This window comes from Lactobacillus sp. B3795 (assembly GCF_026535805.1).
Lineage (GTDB): Bacteria > Bacillota > Bacilli > Lactobacillales > Lactobacillaceae > Apilactobacillus > Apilactobacillus kunkeei_C.
On sequence record NZ_JAFNPE010000014.1, the window covers coordinates 35,891 to 58,720 of the forward strand.

Consider the following 22,830-nt stretch of genomic DNA (forward strand, 5'->3'; position numbering starts at 1 on the left):
GGACTTCTCCCCCTCGTCTGTTTTTATCTTCATCATAGTTTATAGATAAAGCTTTTCAATATTTGTGGGGAATTATTTACCAAAATTTAAAAATATTTTCTAAATATTGCTCAACATACTGATAAATTAAGACAAATAGCCAATTTTTTAGTCTAAATAGTTCATCTTTCTTCATATTTATAGAACTAAATCAGCCGATATTTACAGGATTTCAATCTATGTTTATAATCTCCGTAAACAAAACGAAAGGAAGATTTAGTGGATTACATCTTATCAATCTCCATCATTCTATTAGCTGCTCTGATTATCGGAAAAATATTTTCTAAAACGAACCTGCCATCAGTAGTTGGCCAACTGGTGGCTGGTATCATAATCGGTCCAGCAATTTTAAACCTCGTGAAACCAACGAACTTAATCTCGTCATTGGCTGAATTAGGCGTTATCTTATTAATGTTTATCGCCGGTTTAGAAAGTGATTTAAAACTACTCAAACAATATTTCAAGCCAAGCATTGTCGTGGCCATAATGGGGATTATTTTCCCGGTCGTCAGTATTTTTTACACAAGTAAGTTATTTGCTTTATCAAATATCGAAAGTCTATTCATTGGCGTTATTTTCGCTGCAACATCGGTATCAATCTCAGTCGCCGTACTGAAGTCCATGAATGCCCTAAATACAAAACCAGGCGTAACAATCTTAGGTGCCGCAGTGGCAGATGATATTCTTTCAATTTTACTGTTAAGCATTGTTATTACATTTACCAGCGGTAGCTCATCAAAGGGAAAGCCAAACATTATCCTTTTGATATTAATGCAAATTGGATTCTTTATTTTCGTTTGGATTTTATTCATCTTAGTCAAAAAATTCAAAATTAAACTTACTCCTACATTGGCACCAATAGTTGCTTTAATCGTTTGTTTATCATTATCCGCTTTGGCAGAACACGTTCAAATCAGCGCAATTACTGGAGCATTCTTCGCTGGAATATTAGTCGGACAGACTAATTATAAAAAATCAGTTAATCACCAAATGAATCAACTTGGTAATCTATTATTCATTCCAATTTTCTTCGTAAACGTTGGTCTTAACATGAATATAAGAGGAATCGTAGAAAACGCATCATTATTCCTGATCATATCAATTATTGCTGTTATAACAAAGTTCTTAGGAGCATATTTAGGATCTCGTTTCTTTAAATTCACTCAATTATCCGCAACCGAAATTGGTGTTGGAATGATTAGTCGAGGCGAAGTTGGTTTAATTATTGCCGAAATCGGTTTGAAAAATAATCTAATCTCAGATAATTACTACTCAACAATCATCGCTTCAATTATATTAACCACAATTTTGGCACCATTATTACTAAAACCAATCGTGATGAAAATAAAACAAATATAAAAAGACACCCCGTGGGTGTCTTTTTTTAGTTTACTTAAAAAATAGCTTTTGAATATCTTTAAACTGACGAGTCTTTGAAAGTCTCAATAAGATAACGTATGCGATGATGGATCCTGAAATTGCACCACCAAAGAATTTTGGCGTGAACACGAACCAGAATAGTTGGTTAGAACTTCCGGTGTACCAAACCATGACAGGATATGAAGCAAGTGAGCCCAATACCCCAGTTCCAATGATTTCACCGATGACAGCCATCCAATTTTTACGGTAGATAAGATATAGTAATCCGGCCAAAAACGCCCCGAAGACTGCTCCGGTGAATGCTAGTGGTGGAATTCCTAGCAATAACATTCTAAGGCAAGCACAGACGATAGCCATGACTAGTGCATACCAAGGTCCCATCAATACCGCTGCTGTTACGTTTAGTACTGATGACATTGGTGCCATTCCTTCAATTCTAAAAATGGGTGATAAAACGAAATCTAGTGCAATCATAATTGCTAAAATTGTTACTTTCTTGATGCTAACTTTTGAATCCATTAATAAAGCTCCCCTCAAATATGTATACTTCATTAATGGGGTATTCCTGCACAGCATCTTAATTAAAAAAGTCCCTATCTATTTAGATAGGGACAGTCCAAGTGCGTTTATCTTCCCTAGCGCCAGCATTATCTGGATCAGGTTCTTGGGTATAATCTCAGCCGATTAAGGCACCCCATTAATGTTTGTATTCTCAAATCATATCGTAGTTGAATGAAATAGTCAAAAGAATATAATACTAGAAAAAAGGAGTGAAGTGTTATTAACCTTTTAAGGGAAATATTTATAAATATTCTTGTTCCGCTATCTTCAATAAGTGCCTTAATATTAACAATATTTTATAGACATTTAGACACAAAAATTATCGAAAAAAAACAAGCTAAACACATAAATATATGGCTTGAAAAGAGCGAAAAAAAGCCAGGTCAAGGTTTGTATACAATATATAACAGTAGCGAAGAATGCATTTACAATGTGTTTTTATTTGGAAGAAGTAATATGCAAAGTAGACATGGAATTAACAAAGAAGGAAAAAATCTTAAAGAAGTTATAATGGGAAACAATCATATTTTTGGATACTTTGAATTCTTTAAACCAAATTCTTATAAAATATTTAAACATCCTCTCGGGAGTGCCACCGGAAATGAACACATGGTTCCAGAAGTTTTCTTTACCGATTCTAATGGCATTTCATGGTACAGACACTCAAATGGAATATTAGAAAAATTTAATTATATTCCGTTTCTCGAAAGTGGGTATATTGGGAAACATGTTTAAATAAAAAAAGGTGGAATCAATCATGTGGAAGACTAAACAATTTTCAGAACTAACCCTAGAAGAACTTTTCGAAATTTATCGCGTCAGATCAGAAGTATTCGTTGAGGAACAACACATCGTCTACACTGATCCAGATGAAAATGACAAGCAATCACTGCACGTTTTTGAAACCAATGGAAAGGCCATCACCGCGTACGCCAGAATCTTCAAAGATGACGACCACGTTACATTTGGCCGTGTCTTAACCACCCAACAAGTCCGCGGAACCGGTAAGGGTAAGGAACTTTTGGAATATATTCTAAAAGTTATCAAGGAACACTTCCCTAACACCAGAGTCGAAATCGACGCTCAAGCACATGCAGTTGGCTATTATGAAAAAGGCGGCTTCAAAGTTACAAGTGAACCATTTATTGAAGCTGGAATTGATCATATTAAGATGGAATACTAATAAAAAGACCCTACTAAGGGCCTTTTTTTCTCTAGTATATACAAATTTATAAAAAAGTTTATTATTGTATAAGTTTAGTTAACAATTATTGTTTTATCTATCATACTGGCTCTATAATAGCGGTGGAATGATTTTATTATCCGCTAGGAGGTTCTATATTATGGTTAAAAAAGTTGCTTTAATTACAGGTGCTGGTCAAGGTATTGGAAAAGGAATTGCTTTACAGTTAAGCAACGATGGATTTACCGTTGCACTCGCAGGTCGTCATCTAGATAAGGTTAATGATGTAGCGACCGAAATTAATAATACCGGTGGTCAAGCCATCGGAATTCAATGTGATGTCCATAAGAAAGAAGATGTACAAAAAGCCATTGAAGTGGCCGTTTCTGAATTCGGCCAGCTTGATGTTTATATTAACAACGCCGGAATTGCTATCGTTGATCCAGTGGAAGACATCTCAGAAAAGGATGCAAGCAATCTATTGGAAATCAATGTTTTAGGCTCTTTATACGGAATTCAAGCTGCTGCTAAACAATTTAAGAAGCAAGGAACACCTGGTAAAATCATTAACGCTTCCTCAATCGCAGGTTACGAAGGCTTCCCAATGCTAAGTGTTTACTCAGCAACTAAGTTTGCGATTAGAGGATTAACACAAGCTGCAGCCAAGGAATTGGCAAAGGATAAGATTACCGTAAACTCATACTGCCCTGGTATCGTTTTAACTCCAATGTGGGACGAAATCGATGATAAAATGACTAAACTAGACGGTCGTGAAAAGGGATCTGCTTTAAAGGATGCAATTAATAGCATTGCTTTAGGCCGTGGTGAACAACCAGAAGACGTCGCTAACCTTGTCTCATTCTTATCAAGTGATAAATCAAATTACATTACCGGCCAATCAATTATCGTTGATGGTGGAATTCAATTTTCATAAAAACCAAATAAAAAAAGCCTACCGAAAGCGGTGGGCTTTTTTAAATGTTAAAAGTTAAGGTTAACAGCAATAGTGTTATCAGGTGTGTAGTTAAATGTGAATGAACTAAAGTCAGCTGGAGTTGAATCATCAGTTCCAACGAAAGTTAGGTCAACCACTTGTTGACTGTTTGCTGGAACATCCATTGCATATCCACTCCATGATGGGTAAAGTTTCTTATCAACATTGTTTGATGATATATAAGTACTGTCATTATCACTAATAAAGTATGAGTGGTCTGATGAACTATCTGGGTTTTGAACTAAGAAAGTAAATGTCATTGCAGTATGATATTGACTATTCGTTAAGTTATAGTAAGTAATACCCTTTAATGTTAGTTTATTTGGTGCATCACTATCATTGCTATCATCACTAATAAGTTGATCATTGTAAGACTTGTATTGCTTATTAGTGTATTCAACCTTAAGAGAATTATCACCTGTTGGGTTGATAGTAATAGTTGGGTTCTTGTAAGTAATTGGAGTAGGTCCAGCAGGCTTCTTTACAACATGCTTCTTAACTGCCTTCTTAGTTGGTTTCTTCTTGGTTACTTTTTTCTTTGAATGCTTTTTAGTAGCCTTCTTTTTACTCTTCTTTGTTGCCTTCTTGTGTTTCTTTGAAGACTTCTTTGCTTTCTTGTGCTTCTTAGTGTCTTTATGATGAGTAGCAGCGTTTGCTTCTACTGATGTAAAGGCGCTGACAGAAGTTGATGCACTAGCAGCAAAAAGTGTGAATACTACCAAAATGGCAAGAAATGACTTTTTGATTTTCATATCAAAATCCCCCTAATTTATGTATCAAAATTAAAATATAATTGCAATAAGGTAATAATATTATAATATTTATTAAATGTCTATTTAAAAATTAGTATTTAAGCATAAGAATATGATAATTAAAAATAAAAATAACCGTTGAACTATAAGCTCAACGGTTATTTTTTAAATTTCTATGCTTGAGTTTTTGGCATCTAAATGATGAATATTTGAATTAATGTTCATGTAGTTTTCTAAATTCATCTTCAAAAAGTCCATCGCATCGTTTGTGGCTTTCTTTTGTGATTCATCAATTGCTTCCATTACCATAATGGCGTTTTTGGTATCCTCAGTTAGCATGGTTCTTTGACCATCACGCCAGTTAAGACAGCGACAAACAGCTCCCTTACCATCATAATAAATGACTTCGCCTTCTAATGCCGGTTCATTTTCGTCGTCACCTAATGGGAAGAAATCCTCTCCACCTTTAGCAACACCCAAGTGCATATCTCCTTCAATTGTATCTAAATCTTCACCACCACAAGGAACTCCATATGTTAATGATGATGCATTATAGATATCAACCAATGGATTAATTGATCCAACACCCTTACCTTGATCTACTCGTTTTAGCAGTGCTTCAATTGAAGAACGCGCTCCCTTTTTCTTCTTAAATTGTTGGTAAATAGAACGCCATTTATCGACAACATCGTTTTTTCTAAACTCTTCTTCAGTTAAGAACTGTTGTGCGTCTTCATGTGCCTTTTCTAGTAAATTATCTACTTTATCTTGTTCTTCTTTGGCTAAATTGTTATTGATATTTTTTAAAATCATCACGTTAATTTGTGCATCTGGAAAAATATCGAAAAAATCGTCGTCAATAGTAAACTTTGTCACTGAGAGCACTCCTATCATTTAATATGTAATAATACTATCACTAATTTATATAATTTTTAACACATTTTGACACATGCCATCCAAAAGCATTTGTGATTTTACTAACTTATCATCCATCTATAATTTTTTTATTTTTACTTCGTGTCCAATAATTCATCAATATCGATACTTAAATGAATATTTATGAACTCTGTGTTTATTTTTAAGTTTTTCACTAAATTTATTTCCGTTAGAACCCCTGATACAATAGTGAAAAATCAATAAGGAGGAGTTAATCATCATTCATTTAAAGTGTCCGATTTGCGGTAATTTATTCTTCAATCAAATCAAATGTAAGTACTGTCGTCTTATCACTGCTCAACTAAAAAGAGATCTAAAAAAATCATATAAACGATTTACAAATTCCTTTGATAGAAACGTCCGCCACATGAGTCGGTTTGGTGATGAAAGATTCCTACCACTACTAGCTTTTATTTGTGCGATTGTGACCGTTGTTATTATCGATTTAATCCTGGTATTAATATCTTATATTCCATAAAAAAAGAGGGTCAGCTTATACTGACTCTCTTTTGCGTTTCCATAATACGACTGGTTTTAAAATTAGTGGAGCTAAGATTGTTGTCACAACGATTACAGCAATCAATGTTGAATAATAGCTAGTCGAAATAAAATGACTGCCCAATCCAGCTTGTGCGATAACAATTCCGACTTCTCCTCGACTAATCATCCCCGCCCCGATTTCCACGGAGTTTGCTAAGTCGATTCGGCTAAGTTTGGCACCGATAAAGGCACCTAAGAACTTAGTAACCACCGCTAGCACAGTTAGGATTACAAACATCAATAAGTGCTTGTAGATTCCGTTAACTTGCATATCAACACCAATACTTACAAAGAAGATTGGAATTGGCAGCAATGTTCCTAGGCTCTTTAACCTAGACATTAGTACCTTTTTAAACTTAGTCTGACTGATGATTAGGCCAGCAAAGAAAGCACCTGTGACGGCACTTAATCTGACCATTTCGGCAGTTCCAGCTAAGAATAGGCACAATAGGAATGAATATACCCCTGCCTTAGCAGGATCAACATCCAAAATGTTGATTAATAAAGTTACAATCTTATAGCAAAGCCACAAGAATAAGAAAAATACAATTTGTAAAATAATTAGGAATAATGCATCTGAATCACCGTGGCCACGGCCCACTCCTAAAATAGGAATAGAGACACTTAGCAAGACGATTGAAATAATATCATCGGCTACGGCTGCGGCTAAAATCGTAATTCCAGCTGCGGATTTCAATTCATGCATTTCTTCTAAGACGGCAACTGAGATGGACACTGATGTTGCCGCGAACACGATTCCGATAAAGGCACTTTCAATAATCGAAAGTTGGAAGTATCTACAGATTAGATAAATTGATCCGACCGGAAACACTACCCCAAACAGTGCCACGATGACACCTGTACCAAAATACTTCTTCAATCTGTCGATATCACAAGTTAGACCGGCACCAAACATCAATAGTGCAGCCCCCAATGAAGCTAGTGCAATTACAATATCCTGTCGGTGAATCAATCCTAGTACGGATGGGCCAAGAATGACACCACCCATGATTTGTCCGACTACCTCTGGAATGTGAATTTTAGAAGCAATCATTCCAAAAAATTTCGCAAATGTAATCATTAAAAACAATGCGATTAAATAATCCAAATAAATCCTTCTCCCCGAATAAAACAATTCTGTTTATTTTAAAACAATATGGTAGTACTATTTATAAATAACTTATGTATAACTTATTACTTTAGAGAAAGGGAGTCAACATTATCGACGCACCTCACCCCGCCCGATTCGGTGAAAAAATATCAACGGCATTCTTCTTAACCTCCATCGGTGGTTGTCTTGATGCCTATACTTACATCGAACATGGTGGAATATTTGCAAGTACCCAAACAGGGAATTTAATTTTGTCCGCATTAGCGTTGACACAATTCGATTATGGTCACTTTTTAGAAAGAATTTTACCGGTGATTGCATTTTCAATCGGAATTCTATTAGCTAATTGGATTCACCATAATCTAGATAAACATAAACTAAACTACTGGAAGGTCTATATTTTGGCCATTGAAATTGCAGTCTGTACAATTGTGGGCTTTTTGAAATACAACGTCCCGCAATTAATGATCACGACTTCAATGTCTTTAACCACGGCCCTTCAGCTTTCAACATTTAATACAATGTCTGGATTGGGATACTCCAATATGTTTAGTACTGGAAACCTTCAAAAAACAATGAATAACCTATTCTTGTATTTGGAAACTAAAAAACACGAATTCAAAACCAAGTTACTTTACTACGGTGGCCTGGTTTTAAGTTTTCTATGCGGAGCTTTTGAGGCCAGCATCCTATCACTTTTCTTCCATACTAAGACCATCTGGGTTGTCGGTTTGGAACTAATCGTCATTTTAGTATTCCAAATTCGCTGCATCCTAATCTATCGACACGAAAACCAACTATAAAAGAGTAAATTTCAAATTTACTCTTTTTTTACGTTTAATTTACTTAAAAATAACATCGCACTGCTAATCTGTAGTTACTAAAGCAGAGGAGGGGTTGGATGTTAAAAAAACACAAATACCTTTTATTACTATCGACATTTCTATTCATGGGTCAATCGGCACTATCACCAAAGTTTACATCGCACGCTAGCAGTGAAACCAAGGCTAAGCAATACAATTATAATTTCTCTTACAAATCCGTTTTAGACCACCTAAAGCAGGATAAGAGTATGCAATCCAAGCTTGATGCCATTAATCAAGCAATCTTGTATAATTACTGGAACAAACCTAATTTTGGCACAACGCAAAAGGTTGGTGTGACCAGCTCCTCTAACAATGACGAACTAATCTCGTTGTTTGAAAAGGCCCTAAAAATCAGCCCCAATAACGTCCAATACCTACTGGGATTGGCTTCCATCTACCAGTTAAACGGAAATCCAAAGGAAGCTCAATTGGTATTAAACAGAATCAGAAATATCAATCCGAGTAACTATCAGGCATTACTCCAATTAGCGATGAATAATGAACTATTCAAACAACCAAAAAAATTCAATTCTTCACTTCAAAAACTAAATCGTTTGAACAGCACTAAAACCGATCAAATCAAAAAGGTCACTCAATTAATCACAAAATCATTGGATATGAAGTTAAACCAAACCGTTAAAAGCACTAATAAAGATGGTAAAAGTGACTACATTGTCATCTTAGGATTTGTCCTAGATAGCAATGGAAAACCACAAAAGACGCTGGTTCAACGACTAGAGAAAGGATTGGCGCTAGCTAAACAACAACCAAAGGCCAAAATAATCGTCTCCGGTGGTGAACTTCCAGCTGAACCAAAGGTTGAATCCAAGGTTATGAAGAACTGGTTGATTCAGCACGGCGTGGAAAGTGATCGTATCATCACCGAACAAGGTTCACTCGACACCGTCGGCAACGCTTTAAACGTAACTCAGATATTGAACAATCACCACGCCAAACACGCAACAATTGTCTCCAGCGCATCTCATATGCGTCGAGCATATACACTGTTTGAGACCGCCAAACTGGTTTCAAACGGGAAATACAGTCTTTCTCAACTAGTATCTGTCGATGATCCAAACGCCCTAAACGCATTAAAACAAACTGATCCAGCGGTAAATAAAATCCTCTTAGATTCATTAAGAACCAGTGGCTATTGGTTAATTCCAAACATCCAACGATAATCCCAAAAAGAACTTTTTCAATAAAGTTCTTTTTTTGTGTTTTTCATTCGGATTTCACTTATTAAACGTTAGTATATCAATACTTTGGGCACGATACGTAAGCATTCAATTTGAACATTTTTAGACAAAATTCCAAAAATGTTCGACGAAAAAAGGCGAAATCGCTCATCACTACGTATTATGAGAAAATTAAATTATTATAATCATTCAGTACGCACTATTCAAATTGACATTCAAGAATGTTTTTACACTATATATGCGTGTTAACATTATTTCAGACACAAGTTATAGTGTATATTTTAAGGATAGGACTGATATAATGTTTGATAAAACTTTTGCCCATTTAAACGTTATAAAGAATTCTGGCGACAAGACCAAATTCTATAAATACAAGATTGATTTTGTGCTAAATCAACTGGGTATTAGTAAGGAAGATAACAAGCGTTTCTTTGAACGTTTGAACCTATTTACTAAGGATCAAGAAGAAATTACCTCAAGTCATATTCATGACTTCATCATTCAATTTCTAGAAGAAAATGATTTCTTAGATGCTAAAGAGCAATACTTAAAATATGAACAAAAAGACATTGAAAAATTCAAGAAAGCAACCGATGTAAAGGCTCGAATCGACCAACTATTCAACCGTTACGACAGAGTTGTTCACGAAAATGCCAACAAAGATAGTAACGTCTTTAACACCCAAAGAGACCTAGAAGCAGGGGCTGCCAGCAAGGCCATCGGTCTTCAAATGCTACCTCCACTAGTAGCCAAAGCTCACCTTAGAGGTGATATTCACTGGCACGATTTAGACTACTCACCAGCAACTCCTGAAACCAACTGTTGCTTAGTTGATTTTGCAGAAATGTTGAATAACGGTTTTAAGATTGGTAACGCCGAAGTTAAATCACCTCGCTCAATCCAAACTGCGACCGCTCAAGTTTCTCAAATCATTGCCAACGTAGCATCCCTACAATACGGTGGACTATCATTCGACCGTGCCGATCAAGTATTGGCACCATTTGCCGAAATTAACTATGAAAAGCACTTAAAGACTGCCTCAGAATGGGTAGAAGAAGACAAGCGCGAAGAATACGCAAAAGACCGTACTAAGAAGGATATCTTCGACGCTATGCAATCACTAGAATACGAAATTAACACCCTATACTCATCACAAGGTCAAACACCTTTTACCACTGTTAGTTTCGGTCTAGGTACCAACTGGATTGAAAAGGAAATCCAAAAAGACATCCTAAGAATTCGTATTAAAGGACTTGGTAAGGAACGTCGTACTGCCATCTTCCCTAAGCTTATCTATGTATTGAAGAAAGGCTTAAATTTAAACCCTAACGACGAAAATTACGACGTGAAAGAACTAGCTATCGAATGTGCTACAAAGCGTATGTACCCTGATATTTTGATGTACGACAAACTTTGTGAAATCACCGGTGACTTCAAGGCCCCAATGGGTTGTCGATCATTTCTACCTAAGTGGACTGACGAAAACGGTAAAGCCGTAAACGCCGGTCGTATGAACCTAGGTGTTGTGACCGTTAACCTTCCACGTATCGCACTATTGGCCAATGGTGACATGGACTTATTCTGGCACATCTTTGAAGAAAAACTAGATATCGTTCACCAAGCCATGGCATACCGTATCGAAAGAACGAAGGAAGCCAAACCAGATAACGCCCCACTACTATACAAGTACGGTGCATTTGGTAAACGTCTAAAATCAACTGACAGCGTTGATGAACTATTTAGAAACGAACGTGCTACAGTATCACTTGGTTACATCGGACTATACGAAGTAGGAACTGCCTTCTTCGGTCCAGATTGGGAATCAAACCAAGAAGCTCACGACTTCACTGTCAGCATCGTTGCTGAATTAAACCGTCTATGCCGTGTATGGAGTAAGGAAAGTGGCTACCACTACAGCCTATACTCCACTCCAGCCGAATCATTAACCGATACATTTGCTCAAGACGATATCGAAAAATTCGGTAAGGTTAAAGACATCACCGATAAGGAATACTACACTAACAGTTTCCACTACGACGTTAGAAAACGTCCTAACCCATTTGAAAAACTAACATTTGAAGAAGCTTATCCTCACTATGCCTCAGCTGGATTCATTCACTACTGTGAATACCCTAACCTAAAGCAAAACCCTAAGGCACTAGAAGCCGTTTGGGACTGGGCATACGACCATGTTGGATACCTAGGTACCAACACTTCAATCGATAAGTGCTTCAAGTGTGGTTTCAAGGGTGAATTTGAAGCTACCGCCCGTGGTTTCAAGTGTCCTCAATGTGGCAACCACGATCCTAAGTACTGTGACGTTGTTAAGAGAACTTGCGGTTACTTAGGTAACCCTCAAGCACGTCCAATGGTTCACGGTCGTCACGTTGAAATTTCATCACGTCAAAAGAATATGTCGAAAGGAATGGTAGAAAGTGTCGCACATGAAGAGACAGCCAAACAATCCAAAGCCTAAGGAATGGCTTGCAAAAGACTTAAGCCAACAATATATTGCTGACTATAAGCCATTTAACTTCGTTGATGGTGAGGGAATCCGTTGCAGTATCTATGTTTCTGGTTGCAAGTTCTTATGCCCCGGCTGTTACAATGTCGCCTCACAAAACTTCCATTACGGACAACCTTACTCACAAGATTTAGAAGACCAAATCATCGAAGATATGAAAAAAGATTACGTTCAAGGTCTTACCCTATTGGGTGGAGAACCTTTCTTGAATACGCAAGTTTGCCTTCGTTTATGCAAACGAGTTAGAGAAGAATTCGGCCACACCAAGGACATCTGGTCATGGTCAGGTTACACATTCGATGAATTACTAAAAGATTCATATGACAAATTAAAACTACTTTCAATGATCGACATCCTAGTTGATGGTCGTTTCATGGAAGACCAAAAAGATTTAACTCTTCAATTCCGCGGTAGTGCTAACCAAAGAATTATCAATGTGCCAAAGTCACTTGAAGAAAATAAGGTCGTACTTTGGGACAAGTTAGTTCACTAGGAGGATTATTGTGTTAAAAATTGAAAACCTACACGTTAAAATCAATGAAACCGATGAAGAAGTCATCAAGGGACTAAACTTAACCATCCCAGACGGTGAAGTCCATGTCATCATGGGACCCAACGGAACTGGTAAGTCGACTCTTTCTCAGACCATCATGGGTTCACCAAAGTATTCAATTACTGAAGGAACCATTTCATTCGATGGCAAGGAATTAAACGACATGGCAACCGATGAACGTGCCCGTTTGGGTCTCTTCATTGGTATGCAATACCCTACCGAAATCAGTGGGATAAAAAATGTCGACTTCATTCATGCCGCGATGAATGCGGTGGCTGACAAACCAGTATCAGTTTTAGACTTCATGAAACGTTTAGACTACGTCATGGACTTCTTAGATATCGACGAATCATACACCGACAGATACCTTAACGAAGGTTTCTCCGGTGGTGAAAAGAAGCGAAACGAAATCCTTCAAATGATGATGATTCAACCCAATCTAGCCATCCTAGATGAAATCGATTCTGGGCTAGATATCGACGCCTTAAAAGTTGTTTCAAAGGGAATCAATCACATGCGAGATGATCACTTCTCTTCACTTATCATCACCCACTACAACCGCATCTTACGTTACGTTAAACCAGATGTCGTTCACGTTATGATGGGTGGTCGCGTCGTTACCAGCGGTGACTATCACCTAGCTGAACAACTAGAACAAAACGGTTACGCCCAATTGCGTGATCAATTAGGCATCGACGTAAAGCTGGTGGATGAATAATGAGTATGTCAGTTCAAGAATTTGCCCAATCACATAACGAACCACAATGGTTAACCGTTAAACGCATTGTCGCAAACGATATGAAAAAGACGATGAAGGTTCCCGCACCACTTCGCAAGTTTCACTTTGAATCTCCTGAACTTAGTTTCCGTTCAATAGATACGCAAAACTTAGCACCTAAAAACTTACAGGATTTAGGCATTATCATGATGGACTTGTTCGCCGCTGCAAACGAGTTTCCGGAACTAATCCAAGAAAACTTGATGGAAAAAGCAATTTATTGGCGTGATAACGCATTAAATGCGAACCATCTTGCGTATCTACAAAGTGGTGGGTTTGTTTTCATCCCTAAAGATGTCTGCGTTGATGAATCAATCGACATCTCCGACTTAGTCGATCACAACATGCAGGAAAAACACCTCCTAATTATCGCTGCTTCAGGAAGTGAAGTTTCATTCACCTACAAGGATTCAAAACAACACCCTAAAAACGACCGCCTAATGATTGAAGTATTGCTAGGAGATCACGCCAACGTCTCCTTCTATGACGCTGCAATGACTAATAGCGAAAAATCTCACCGCGTTTTAAATGCTTATTTAGCGCAAAACGCCAACTTAAAGACTTATGTCGGACTATTTAATCATGGTGACAGTCGCTACTACAGCAAGATTGACCTCGATGGTATGGGCAGTTCCGCTAGAATTAATCTAGTGAGTCTATCCGATCAAAACCAAAACCAAGTAGTTCAAACCAAAATTATCAATAAAAGTCCCAATACGAGTGGCTTGATATCACAACGTGGTATCGTCGCCGATAAATCCAAGACTGTCTACGATACTACTGGTCAAATTAAGCTGGAAGCTAGCGACTCTGATTCAGATCAAATCAGTCGACTATTGACTTTAAGTCCCGAAAGTAAGGGGAAAATTGACCCAATTCTTTTAATCGACAATCACGATGTGGTTGCCGGTCACGCTGCGAGTGTTGGTAAAGTTAACCCCGAACAGCTATACTATTTAAAAACAAGAGGAATTGACAACAAGACCGCCCGTTTCCTATTAACCCGCGGATTCTTGACACCTTTAATTGAAAAATTCCCAGACAAATCAGTACAAGAACACTTATTAAATAACCTAGAGGAGCGTATTCATGGATAGTCTAAACATTCGTCATCACTTTCCCATCTTCAAAGAGCATTCAGATATGATTTACTTTGACAACGCTGCAACGACTCAAAAGCCAAAGTACGTCATTGACGCAATCAGTAACTTTTACACTCACCACAATTTCAACGTGCACCGAAGCGTCTACACTGATGCCGGGGAAACGACAGAAATGTTTGAACAATCCAGACAAAACATTGCCTCATTCATTAATGCCAGTAGCGCAAAAGAAATCGTCTTTTCTGCTGGTACCACCGATAGCATTAACTTAATCGCTAACGGATATTATGCAAAGCACATAAAAGATGGTGACGAGATTGTGGTTTCAATCGCAGAACACCACAGTAACCTCCTTCCATGGCAAAAGATTGCGAAAAATAACGGCGCAACTTTGAAATTCATTCCGCTAAATGAAGATGCCAACCTCGACTTAAATGCCGCTAAACAAATCATTTCCGACAAAACCAAATTAGTGGCAGTCACTGCCGTTTCCAATGTCTTAGGAAACATCAATCCCATTAATCAACTAACCACATTGGCTCATGAACACGGCGCTGACATCCTAGTCGACGGTGCGCAAGCTGCTCCCGAATTACCAATCGATGTGCAAGAAACACCAATTGACTGGTTAGCCTTTTCCGGACACAAGATGATGGCACCAACCGGCATCGGTGTTTTATACGGTAAACAAGATTTACTAGAAAACATGGATAGTCCCCGTGTCGGCGGCGAGATGATTGAATCAGTATCAACTACCGACTACAAGGTTAAAGACATTCCATACAGACTAGAAGCCGGCACCCCAAATATTGAGGGTGTCATCGGTTTAGACGCCGCAATTTCTTATCTAAAAGAACTTAAAATGACTAACGTGCAGGCACAATGTGAAAAACTAGGTCAATACCTATACGACCAACTTAACGCTTTAGACGGCGTTTCAGTATATGGACCAACTAAACGTCAAACTGGAATCGTCTCTTTTAACGTCGACAATATTCACCCACACGACGCTGCAACCTTCCTTGACTCTAAGAATATCGACGTCAGAGCTGGTCAACACTGTGCCGAACCACTAACCCACAAACTGGGAGTCAACGCGACATTACGTGCTAGTCTCTACATTTACAACACGATTGAAGAATGCAACCGACTAGTCGACTGTATTAACGAAATGAAGGAATTTTTCAATGGATCTAAGTAACATTTATCAACGCATCATCATGCAAAAAGCCAGTGAATGCCCTAACAATAATCAGTTTGATTCAGACGTCCATCTAACTAATCCCACCTGTGGTGATGACATTATGATGGCTGCTGATGCAAAGCAACCCAACGTAGAAAACCTACAAGTGGCATGCGATGGCTGCATTATTTGTAAGGGTGCCACTCAGATGATGATAGAAGCAATTCAAGATAAATCCGCTGATCAAATCAATGAACTCGTTTTAAATATGTCCAAAATGATGACACACGAAGATTTTAACGAAGAACTGTTAGGTGATTTAGTCGCCTTTCAATCCGTCGTGCACCTACCAATTCGCATTAAATGTGCCATGCTTCCCTTCAAAGCAATTTATCAATTAATTAACGGAGATGATATCAATCGATAAATCAATCCAACACTTAAATGATGATTATCAATACGGTTTTAAAGACGACGTTAAACCCGTCTTTTCAACCGGTGATGGCCTAACTGAAGATATCGTCCGCGAAATCTCAGCACAAAAACATGAACCCAAATGGATGTTAGATATTCGTTTGAATGCTTTTAAAATCTTCCAAAAACTACCCATGCCTGACTTCGGTCCCGACTTATCTGATCTCGACTTAAGCAAAATCAGATACTTCCAAAGAGCGACCGATTCAGTATCACGTAGTTGGGACGATGTTCCAGAAGATATTAAGAACACCTTTGAAAAAATCGGGGTGCCAGAAGCAGAACGTAAATACCTAGCTGGTGCCGAAGCTCAATACGAATCAGAAGCTGTTTACGCCAACATCAAAAAAGAATTCGCCGACATGGGAATCATCTTTTCAGATACCGATACGGCATTAAAGGAACACCCTGACTTAGTTAAGGAATACTTCGGTAAACTAGTTACGCCTCAAATGAACAAATTCGCTGCGCTAAACACAGCGGTTTGGTCTGGTGGTGTCTTCTTGTACGTTCCAAAGGGTGTCCATGCCAAGATTCCAATCCAAGCATTCTTTAGAATCAACGCCGGTCGAACCGGTCAATTCGAAAGAACCTTAATCATCGTTGATGAAGATGCCAGTGTGAACTACGTTGAAGGTTGTACCGCCCCTAACTATTCAGAAGATAGTTTGCATGCAGCCGACGTCGAAGTCTTCGTGAAGAAGAACGCCTTTTGTCGCTACACCACCATTCAAAACTGGTCCGACAATGTTTACAGTCTGGAAACCAAACGTGCTTCCGCTGATGAAAATGCCACCATGGAATGGGTCGACGGAAACCTAGGATCAAAAGTTACCATGAAGTACCCAAGTATCGATTTGAATGGTCCCTACGCCAACGGAACAATGCTATCAATCGCATTTGCTAGCGGTGATATTTACCAAGATACCGGCTGCATCATGAGACACCATGCTCCTCACACTTCATCCAATGTGGTATCAAAATCAATCTGTAAAGACGGTGGAACTTGTAACTACCGTGGAACAATCCGTATGATTGAAGATGCTCACTACTCTAAATCACACATTGAATGCGACACGATCATCATGGATGATGACTCAATGAGTGACACCATTCCGCACAATGATATTTACAATGGTGATTCCGAAATCGAACACGAAGCCAAGGTTTCAAAAATTTCAGAAACCGACCTATACTACTTAATGAGCCGTGGCTTATCCGAAGCTCAGGCTACTAAGATGATTATCATGGGATTCATTGAACCCTTCTCAAACCAACTTCCAATGGAATACGCGATGGAATTAAATAAATTAATTGATTACCAAATGGAAGATTCCGTTGGTTAAAATTAGCGCCCCTAGAGCTTTTCTAGGGGCGCTTTTGTTTCATGTGAAACAAATTTAGATATTTCATTTGACTAATTAAAGATTTAGTTTATACTTAATGTAACATTTTATAACATATAACTATTTTAGGAGATGTTTTTATGCGTATCGAAAAAGATTGTGTTGGTAAACTAGAAGTTCCTGATGATGCTTTGTATGGTATCCACTCCCTTAGAGCCGCAGGGAATTTCCCGATTACAGAAGAGAAAGTTGACCCGCTTTTGATCGAAAGTTACATTCAGATTAAAAAAGCCTCAATCACCGCAAATTACGGTGCAAAAGCGACTGATGTTATAAAATATAACACAGTCGTAGATGCTTGCGACTACTTACTTGAGCACCCCTCACCAGAGAGTTTTATCACTCCAGCCATCCAAGGTGGGGCCGGAACTTCCACAAATATGAACGTAAATGAAGTAATTGCCAATGTCGCAATGAAATTACATCCTGATGTCTTCATTCATCCAAACGATGATGTTAACCAGGCACAATCTACTAACGATACCTACCCAACCGCTGGTAAACTAGCAATGATTAAACGTTTACCAAAATTAACCAGCGAAATTAATCGATTAATCGAAATCCTAGATGAACTATCCAAGAAATTCCAGTTCACCATTAAATTAGGTCGAACCCAACTTCAGGATGCCGTTCCTACTACCTATGGAAAAACATTCCATGCTTACGCTTCATTATTCCGTCGTGATTTGAAACGAATCAACAGCGCTGAAAATGAACTAAAGGCCGTCAGCATGGGTGGAACTGCCATCGGTACTGGTACTAACACCACTAAGTACTACCGTGATCACATCGTGGACGAAATCAACAAGATTACCGGTTTCGACCTCAAACAGGATGAAGATTTAATCGACGCTGTTCAAAACACAGATCACTTCGTCGCATTCTCCTCTAGTTTAAAAACATTGGCCGTTGACTTATCCAAGTTCAGTAACGATTTACGTCTACTTGGTAGCGGTCCACAATCTGGTTTGAATGAATTAATCCTACCAAAACGCCAAGCCGGTTCATCAATCATGCCTAACAAGGTTAACCCTGTTATCCCAGAAGTTGTGAACCAGGTTGCCTTTGAAGTAATCGGTTTTGACGCCACCGTCACTGCCGCTTCAGAAGCCGGTCAATTGGAACTAAATGCCTTTGAACCAATCATGTTCAAGAGCATTCTAACCGCCGAAGTTCACTTGGCACGCGCAATCGAAACATTGGTTGACCACTGTCTAGACGGTATCGACGTCAATGTTAAACAGTGTCTAGATGACGTTCGTAAATCAGCCGTAACCGCCACAGTCCTATCTCCTATCTTGGGTTACAACAAGACCACCGAGCTAATCAAGACAGCCACCAAGGAAAACAAGACTGTACCAAACCTACTAATTCAAAACCATATTTTATCTCCTGAAAAAGTTAAACAACTATTCTCCCCAGAATATCTAGTTAACGGTGAAAGCTAATAAAAAAAGAGCTCGAATAGAGCTCTTTTTTTATTTTTTTATTTTAGTTTTACAAGCAACCCTGAGACATTTAAAATAAAGTCAGGAGTTGAATACAAATGCAAAAAACTACTAAAGGCGTGTTAGCTGCCATCAGTCTTTTGATGACTGTCTACATGCTAATTATCACCATCAAAGATATTTCAGACTTATACGTAACTGATTTTTCACTAACACTATTATGGTTAATCACCATTTTGACATTTGTTGAAATCATTTTATTTTTCTGGAAAAACAATTGGATGATCCCCGCAGTAATCGGCATCATCGTATTTATCTTAGGAATCATTCTAGTCGCAAACGGGACACTTGGTTTTACCATCATTTTGATTAATTTAATCATTTCAGTCCTATTAAGCGTATATAGTTTATATAACTAAAAAAAGAGCTCATAATGAGCTCTTTTTATATTGCTTTTTTCATTAAAATATCTCTTTGTTTATCGGAACCAACAACAAAGATGTGTTCAGAGAAAGGCGTAAATCCTTTTACTTGATAGAAACCAATCGCGTTTGTATTGTTTTCCCAAACGCCAAGCCAAATAAAGCTCTTATCCGCTTCTTTAGCAGCATTAATCGCGTAGTTCATAAATTGAGATCCTAAGCCGCGACGTTTAAAATTCTTTCTGATGTAAATTCTTTCAACTTCTAAATAGTCACTGCCCATATCTTCAGATTGAGCTTCATCAATATTAATCTTTAGGTAACCAGCCAATTCATTATCAACGTAGATAAACTCGAAATCAGTTTTATCATCGCTAATTTCCTTCTTTAGCTGATCAATTCCATAATTGTTCTCAAACATTTCTTCTAAATCTTGCTGACTGTTATCATCACCAAAAGTATCTTTGAAAGTTTCAATACTAATTTGACGAAGTTCGTAAACATCAGATAATTTAACTTTCTTCATTTCAATCATAATAACGCCTCCTAGTAGTCTCTTTTCTCACCACGTTTGACTTTTTGCCAATCTTTTACGACATTGTCTTTGGCTTTATCTAATAATTGATTAAATAATTTTCTTTCGGATGCGCTAAAACCATTAAGAGCAACTTCATTAGAATACTTATTCTCCCTATCTACAATGTCATACATTTCTTTTCCTTTTTCAGTCAGGTATAAGAGCTGATTTTTTCTATTATTTACACTAATTTCTTTTCTTATTAACTGTGCTTTTACTAAATTGTTAACGGCCCTGCTACCAGTTGTCTTATCAACACAAATCATTTCACATAGTTGTTGTAAAATAATCCCAGGATTTTCGCCTATACGGACTAAATATAGATATTGCCCCTTTGATAATTCATATTCCTTAAACTCTATATTACTAATTGAATCCAAAGACCTTGCTATCACACCTATTTTCCTTAATGAATCCATACAAGCACCTCCACTTTTTGTTGCAAATGCAACTATATCACAATTACATATTATTTTCCAACAAAAAAGAGCTCATAATGAGCTCTTTTTTGTTTCTTTAATTAACGGGGTACACAGCCTCTTCTCCGTTAACAATCTTGATAGCATCTCTCGTTGAGAATAACGCCATATTGTAGACCGCAATGTCGGTAAAGAAGGCAATATGTGGAGTAACAATTACGTTATCCATCGCAATTAAAGCTTTTAAGTTGTCATTGTCGTATCCCTTGTCACCAAGGTCGACACTGGTAATTCCAGCTTCACCATCAAACACATCAATTCCTGCTGCACCGATTTCACCGGCTTCTAGGGCAGCAACCAACGCGTCAGTATCAACAACTCCACCACGGGAGGCGTTGATGAAAATAGCATCGTTTTTCATCTTCTTGAATCGATCAAAATTCATAAAACGGTCCATTTCAGGCGTTAATGGTGTGTGTAGGGTTACGACATCAGATTCTGATAATAGGTAGTTTACATCTACGTATTCGACCGTATCAGCCAAATCAGTTCGTTTGACTGGATCGTATGCTAACACACGAGCGCCTAGCGCTCTAAAAATACGTGCGGATGCACTTCCGATGGTACCGGCTCCGATTACTCCAACGGTTAAGTTGTGAATTTCACGGGCTTGCGCACCGGTCCAACTAAAGTCGTTTCGTTCCTCACGCTTGCTGTAATCCTTTAAACGGCGTAATAACGCCATGGTATCAGCTAATACTAATTCACTGACTGAGCGAGGTGAGTACCCAGAAACATTGGTAACTTTTAGGTTGTATTTGTTAGCTAGATCTAAATCAATAATTTCGTATCCGGTACTACGTAACGAAATTTGTTTGATACCATTTTCGGCCAAACGTTTGTATAAATCTTCGCCTTCAAGGTTACCGTGTTGTTGGATAGTAATTGCATCGTAATCCTTGGTCTTATCGACGTTATCAAGGGATAGTCCCTCTTCCGTCCAGTCGATTTGGACCTTCAAATCATCAGCAATTTTTGCAAAAGTTTCTACTTCATATGGTTGGGTGTTAAACATTAGTATTTTCATCTAGTTATCCTCCACAAACTTAGCAATGCGTTTCACTGCTTCATTCAAATTGTCTTCACTGGTTGCATAACTTAAACGGAAATACCCCTTTCCAGATTTACCAAACGCACTACCAGGCATTGTTCCAACCTTGGCTTCTCTGGCAACTCGACGACAGAATTCAAAGTCATCGTCGCCAAATTTTTCAGGAATCTTACCAAAGATGTAAAATGCACCACTTGGGTTAGGACTTTCAATTCCTGCATCAGCTAATCCCTGACGTAGTAAGTTACGGCGCTTTTCGTAAACTTTTCTCATTTCAATACCATCATCTTTACCGTTTGTTAAAGCTTCAACGGCAGCGTATTGAACGGCACCAGGTAATGATGTGGCAGTGTATTCGTGAATTGAGCGCGCAGTATGGATGATTTCTTCTGGTCCATAAACCAGACCAACTCTCCATCCTGTCATCGCATGTGACTTAGATAGTCCATTGAATACAATTGTGCGTTCAGGAATGAATTTCGCAATTGATTCATGTTCTTGATCGTAAGTTAATTCACTGTAAATTTCGTCGCTAAAACAGACGAGGTCGTGTTTTTCAATCACATCAGCCAAGCCCTTTAATTGTTCCGAAGTGTATGACACTCCAGTTGGGTTGTTTGGTGTATTGATGATGACAATTTTAATTGTTGGGTGTTCCTTAATCGCTGCTTCTAATTTTTCGGGAGTTAGGACAAATCCATCGTCGGATGTATCAACTTCTACCGAATGAGCGCCAAAGAATTCAACATTGTTAAAATATGGAGAAAACGCGGGTGAAGGTACCACAACGCCATCCCCAGGGTTTAGCAATGCTCCAAACGTGATAAATAGCGCTTCGGTAACACCAACAGTGGCGATGAACTGAGTTTCAGAATCGTAATGTAAATCGTATTTATCTGCTAAAAATTTAACGGCAGCATCGCGCAATTCCTTAACGCCACGTGAATCAGTGTAATGACTGTGGTTGTTGTTGATTGCCGCAATTGCTGCCTCCTTAATGTGATCAGGTGTGTTGAAGTCAGGTTCTCCAATTGTTAATGGAATTAAACCTTCAACATCAGAAATTGAATCGCTGAAACCTAATAAGACATCAGGTTTAACGTTACTCATTCTGTCACTAATTTTGTTAATTAATTTAGACATATTAATCAACCTCCCTTTACAAATATTAGAAAATGATTAGAAACATTATCGATATATTATTACGATTATATAGCCAATGTCAAACTAATTATTAATTTTGTATTAGAAAAATGAATTAATTTCATCTA

The 22,830-nt window shown here is 38.0% G+C and carries 23 protein-coding genes and 1 riboswitch; of the genes, 15 read left to right on the top strand and 8 right to left on the bottom strand.

Going from position 1 to position 22,830, the window contains the following annotated elements; genetic code table 11:
* The first annotated feature begins 258 nt into the window (after positions 1-258).
* Positions 259-1,398 (top strand): cation:proton antiporter, encoded by a 1,140-nt coding sequence (locus J3U50_RS05525; RefSeq protein ID WP_301945753.1) that lies wholly within the window; start codon positions 259-261, stop codon positions 1,396-1,398.
* Positions 1,399-1,428: 30 nt separating this feature from the next.
* Here the strand turns inward: J3U50_RS05525 and thiW are convergent, their stop codons facing one another.
* On the bottom strand, positions 1,429-1,938 hold the full coding sequence (gene thiW, locus J3U50_RS05530; protein WP_054607715.1) for an energy coupling factor transporter S component ThiW: 510 nt from the start codon (positions 1,936-1,938) through the stop codon (positions 1,429-1,431).
* Between the two features lie 94 nt (positions 1,939-2,032).
* Positions 2,033-2,126: riboswitch (TPP riboswitch) on the bottom strand.
* Between the two features lie 310 nt (positions 2,127-2,436).
* Between thiW and J3U50_RS05535 the strand changes: the two genes are divergently transcribed.
* The 3 genes from J3U50_RS05535 to J3U50_RS05545 all read left to right on the top strand — a co-directional run bounded on the left by J3U50_RS05535 (position 2,437) and on the right by J3U50_RS05545 (position 4,097).
* Entirely contained in the window at positions 2,437-2,715 is a 279-nt protein-coding gene (locus tag J3U50_RS05535) for a hypothetical protein (protein WP_054607714.1), read from the top strand.
* A 22-nt stretch (positions 2,716-2,737) separates the two neighbouring features.
* Complete coding sequence (locus J3U50_RS05540; RefSeq protein WP_054607713.1) at positions 2,738-3,163, top strand: GNAT family N-acetyltransferase; 426 nt, start codon at positions 2,738-2,740, stop codon at positions 3,161-3,163.
* A 160-nt stretch (positions 3,164-3,323) separates the two neighbouring features.
* Positions 3,324-4,097: an acetoin reductase gene (locus tag J3U50_RS05545; protein WP_054607712.1), complete on the top strand. Its 774-nt coding sequence runs from the start codon at positions 3,324-3,326 to the stop codon at positions 4,095-4,097.
* A gap of 47 nt (positions 4,098-4,144) precedes the next feature.
* On the opposite strand, the gene J3U50_RS05550 is transcribed toward J3U50_RS05545, so the two are convergent.
* The 3 genes from J3U50_RS05550 to J3U50_RS05560 form a co-directional block, all read right to left on the bottom strand.
* Positions 4,145-4,909, bottom strand: a complete 765-nt coding sequence (locus tag J3U50_RS05550) for a hypothetical protein (RefSeq protein ID WP_301945754.1) — start codon at positions 4,907-4,909, stop codon at positions 4,145-4,147.
* 165 nt (positions 4,910-5,074) lie between these two features.
* Positions 5,075-5,785 carry a B3/4 domain-containing protein gene (locus J3U50_RS05555; RefSeq protein ID WP_263500806.1) on the bottom strand — a complete coding sequence of 237 codons (711 nt, stop codon included), beginning with the start codon at positions 5,783-5,785 and terminating at the stop codon, positions 5,075-5,077.
* Between the two features lie 553 nt (positions 5,786-6,338).
* Positions 6,339-7,493 carry a cation:proton antiporter gene (locus tag J3U50_RS05560; protein ID WP_301945755.1) on the bottom strand — a complete coding sequence of 385 codons (1,155 nt, stop codon included), beginning with the start codon at positions 7,491-7,493 and terminating at the stop codon, positions 6,339-6,341.
* 149 nt (positions 7,494-7,642) lie between these two features.
* Here J3U50_RS05560 and J3U50_RS05565 point away from each other — a divergent pair, with 149 nt between their 5' ends.
* The 11 genes from J3U50_RS05565 (at position 7,643) to J3U50_RS05615 (ending at position 19,449) form a co-directional block, all read left to right on the top strand.
* Complete coding sequence (locus J3U50_RS05565; protein ID WP_225424309.1) at positions 7,643-8,299, top strand: YoaK family protein; 657 nt, start codon at positions 7,643-7,645, stop codon at positions 8,297-8,299.
* A gap of 98 nt (positions 8,300-8,397) precedes the next feature.
* Positions 8,398-9,543 (top strand): ElyC/SanA/YdcF family protein, encoded by a 1,146-nt coding sequence (locus J3U50_RS05570; protein WP_301945756.1) that lies wholly within the window; start codon positions 8,398-8,400, stop codon positions 9,541-9,543.
* 319 nt (positions 9,544-9,862) lie between these two features.
* The gene (gene nrdD / locus J3U50_RS05575; protein WP_263505079.1) at positions 9,863-12,037 is read left to right on the top strand and encodes an anaerobic ribonucleoside-triphosphate reductase; all 2,175 of its coding nucleotides are present in this window, start codon (positions 9,863-9,865) and stop codon (positions 12,035-12,037) included.
* Entirely contained in the window at positions 12,006-12,578 is a 573-nt protein-coding gene (gene nrdG, locus J3U50_RS05580) for an anaerobic ribonucleoside-triphosphate reductase activating protein (RefSeq protein ID WP_041152657.1), read from the top strand. The genes nrdD and nrdG overlap by 32 nt, the downstream gene beginning before the upstream one ends.
* Positions 12,579-12,582: 4 nt before the next feature.
* Entirely contained in the window at positions 12,583-13,356 is a 774-nt protein-coding gene (sufC, locus tag J3U50_RS05585) for a Fe-S cluster assembly ATPase SufC (protein ID WP_141000151.1), read from the top strand.
* A complete protein-coding gene (locus J3U50_RS05590; protein WP_301945757.1) occupies positions 13,356-14,513 on the top strand; it encodes a SufD family Fe-S cluster assembly protein in 1,158 nt (385 codons plus the stop codon). The genes sufC and J3U50_RS05590 overlap by 1 nt, the downstream gene beginning before the upstream one ends.
* The gene (locus J3U50_RS05595; RefSeq protein WP_301945758.1) at positions 14,506-15,720 is read left to right on the top strand and encodes an aminotransferase class V-fold PLP-dependent enzyme; all 1,215 of its coding nucleotides are present in this window, start codon (positions 14,506-14,508) and stop codon (positions 15,718-15,720) included. The genes J3U50_RS05590 and J3U50_RS05595 overlap by 8 nt, the downstream gene beginning before the upstream one ends.
* Entirely contained in the window at positions 15,707-16,129 is a 423-nt protein-coding gene (gene sufU, locus J3U50_RS05600) for a Fe-S cluster assembly sulfur transfer protein SufU (RefSeq protein ID WP_301945759.1), read from the top strand. Before J3U50_RS05595 ends, sufU begins: the two co-directional genes overlap by 14 nt.
* Entirely contained in the window at positions 16,113-17,522 is a 1,410-nt protein-coding gene (gene sufB / locus J3U50_RS05605) for a Fe-S cluster assembly protein SufB (RefSeq protein ID WP_034533790.1), read from the top strand. The genes sufU and sufB overlap by 17 nt, the downstream gene beginning before the upstream one ends.
* Positions 17,523-17,662: 140 nt before the next feature.
* On the top strand, positions 17,663-19,030 hold the full coding sequence (locus J3U50_RS05610) for an aspartate ammonia-lyase (protein ID WP_054607699.1): 1,368 nt from the start codon (positions 17,663-17,665) through the stop codon (positions 19,028-19,030).
* 98 nt (positions 19,031-19,128) lie between these two features.
* Entirely contained in the window at positions 19,129-19,449 is a 321-nt protein-coding gene (locus J3U50_RS05615) for a hypothetical protein (RefSeq protein ID WP_054607698.1), read from the top strand.
* Between the two features lie 25 nt (positions 19,450-19,474).
* Here J3U50_RS05615 and J3U50_RS05620 read toward each other — a convergent pair whose 3' ends face one another.
* From J3U50_RS05620 to J3U50_RS05635, 4 genes are all read right to left on the bottom strand, one after another.
* On the bottom strand, positions 19,475-19,987 hold the full coding sequence (locus J3U50_RS05620) for a GNAT family N-acetyltransferase (RefSeq protein WP_202812706.1): 513 nt from the start codon (positions 19,985-19,987) through the stop codon (positions 19,475-19,477).
* A gap of 11 nt (positions 19,988-19,998) precedes the next feature.
* Positions 19,999-20,448 carry a MarR family winged helix-turn-helix transcriptional regulator gene (locus J3U50_RS05625; protein WP_301945760.1) on the bottom strand — a complete coding sequence of 150 codons (450 nt, stop codon included), beginning with the start codon at positions 20,446-20,448 and terminating at the stop codon, positions 19,999-20,001.
* Between the two features lie 97 nt (positions 20,449-20,545).
* Positions 20,546-21,535: an NAD(P)-dependent oxidoreductase gene (locus J3U50_RS05630; RefSeq protein WP_301945761.1), complete on the bottom strand. Its 990-nt coding sequence runs from the start codon at positions 21,533-21,535 to the stop codon at positions 20,546-20,548.
* Entirely contained in the window at positions 21,536-22,702 is a 1,167-nt protein-coding gene (locus J3U50_RS05635; protein WP_301945762.1) for an aminotransferase class I/II-fold pyridoxal phosphate-dependent enzyme, read from the bottom strand.
* Between the last annotated feature and the right edge of the window lie 128 nt (positions 22,703-22,830).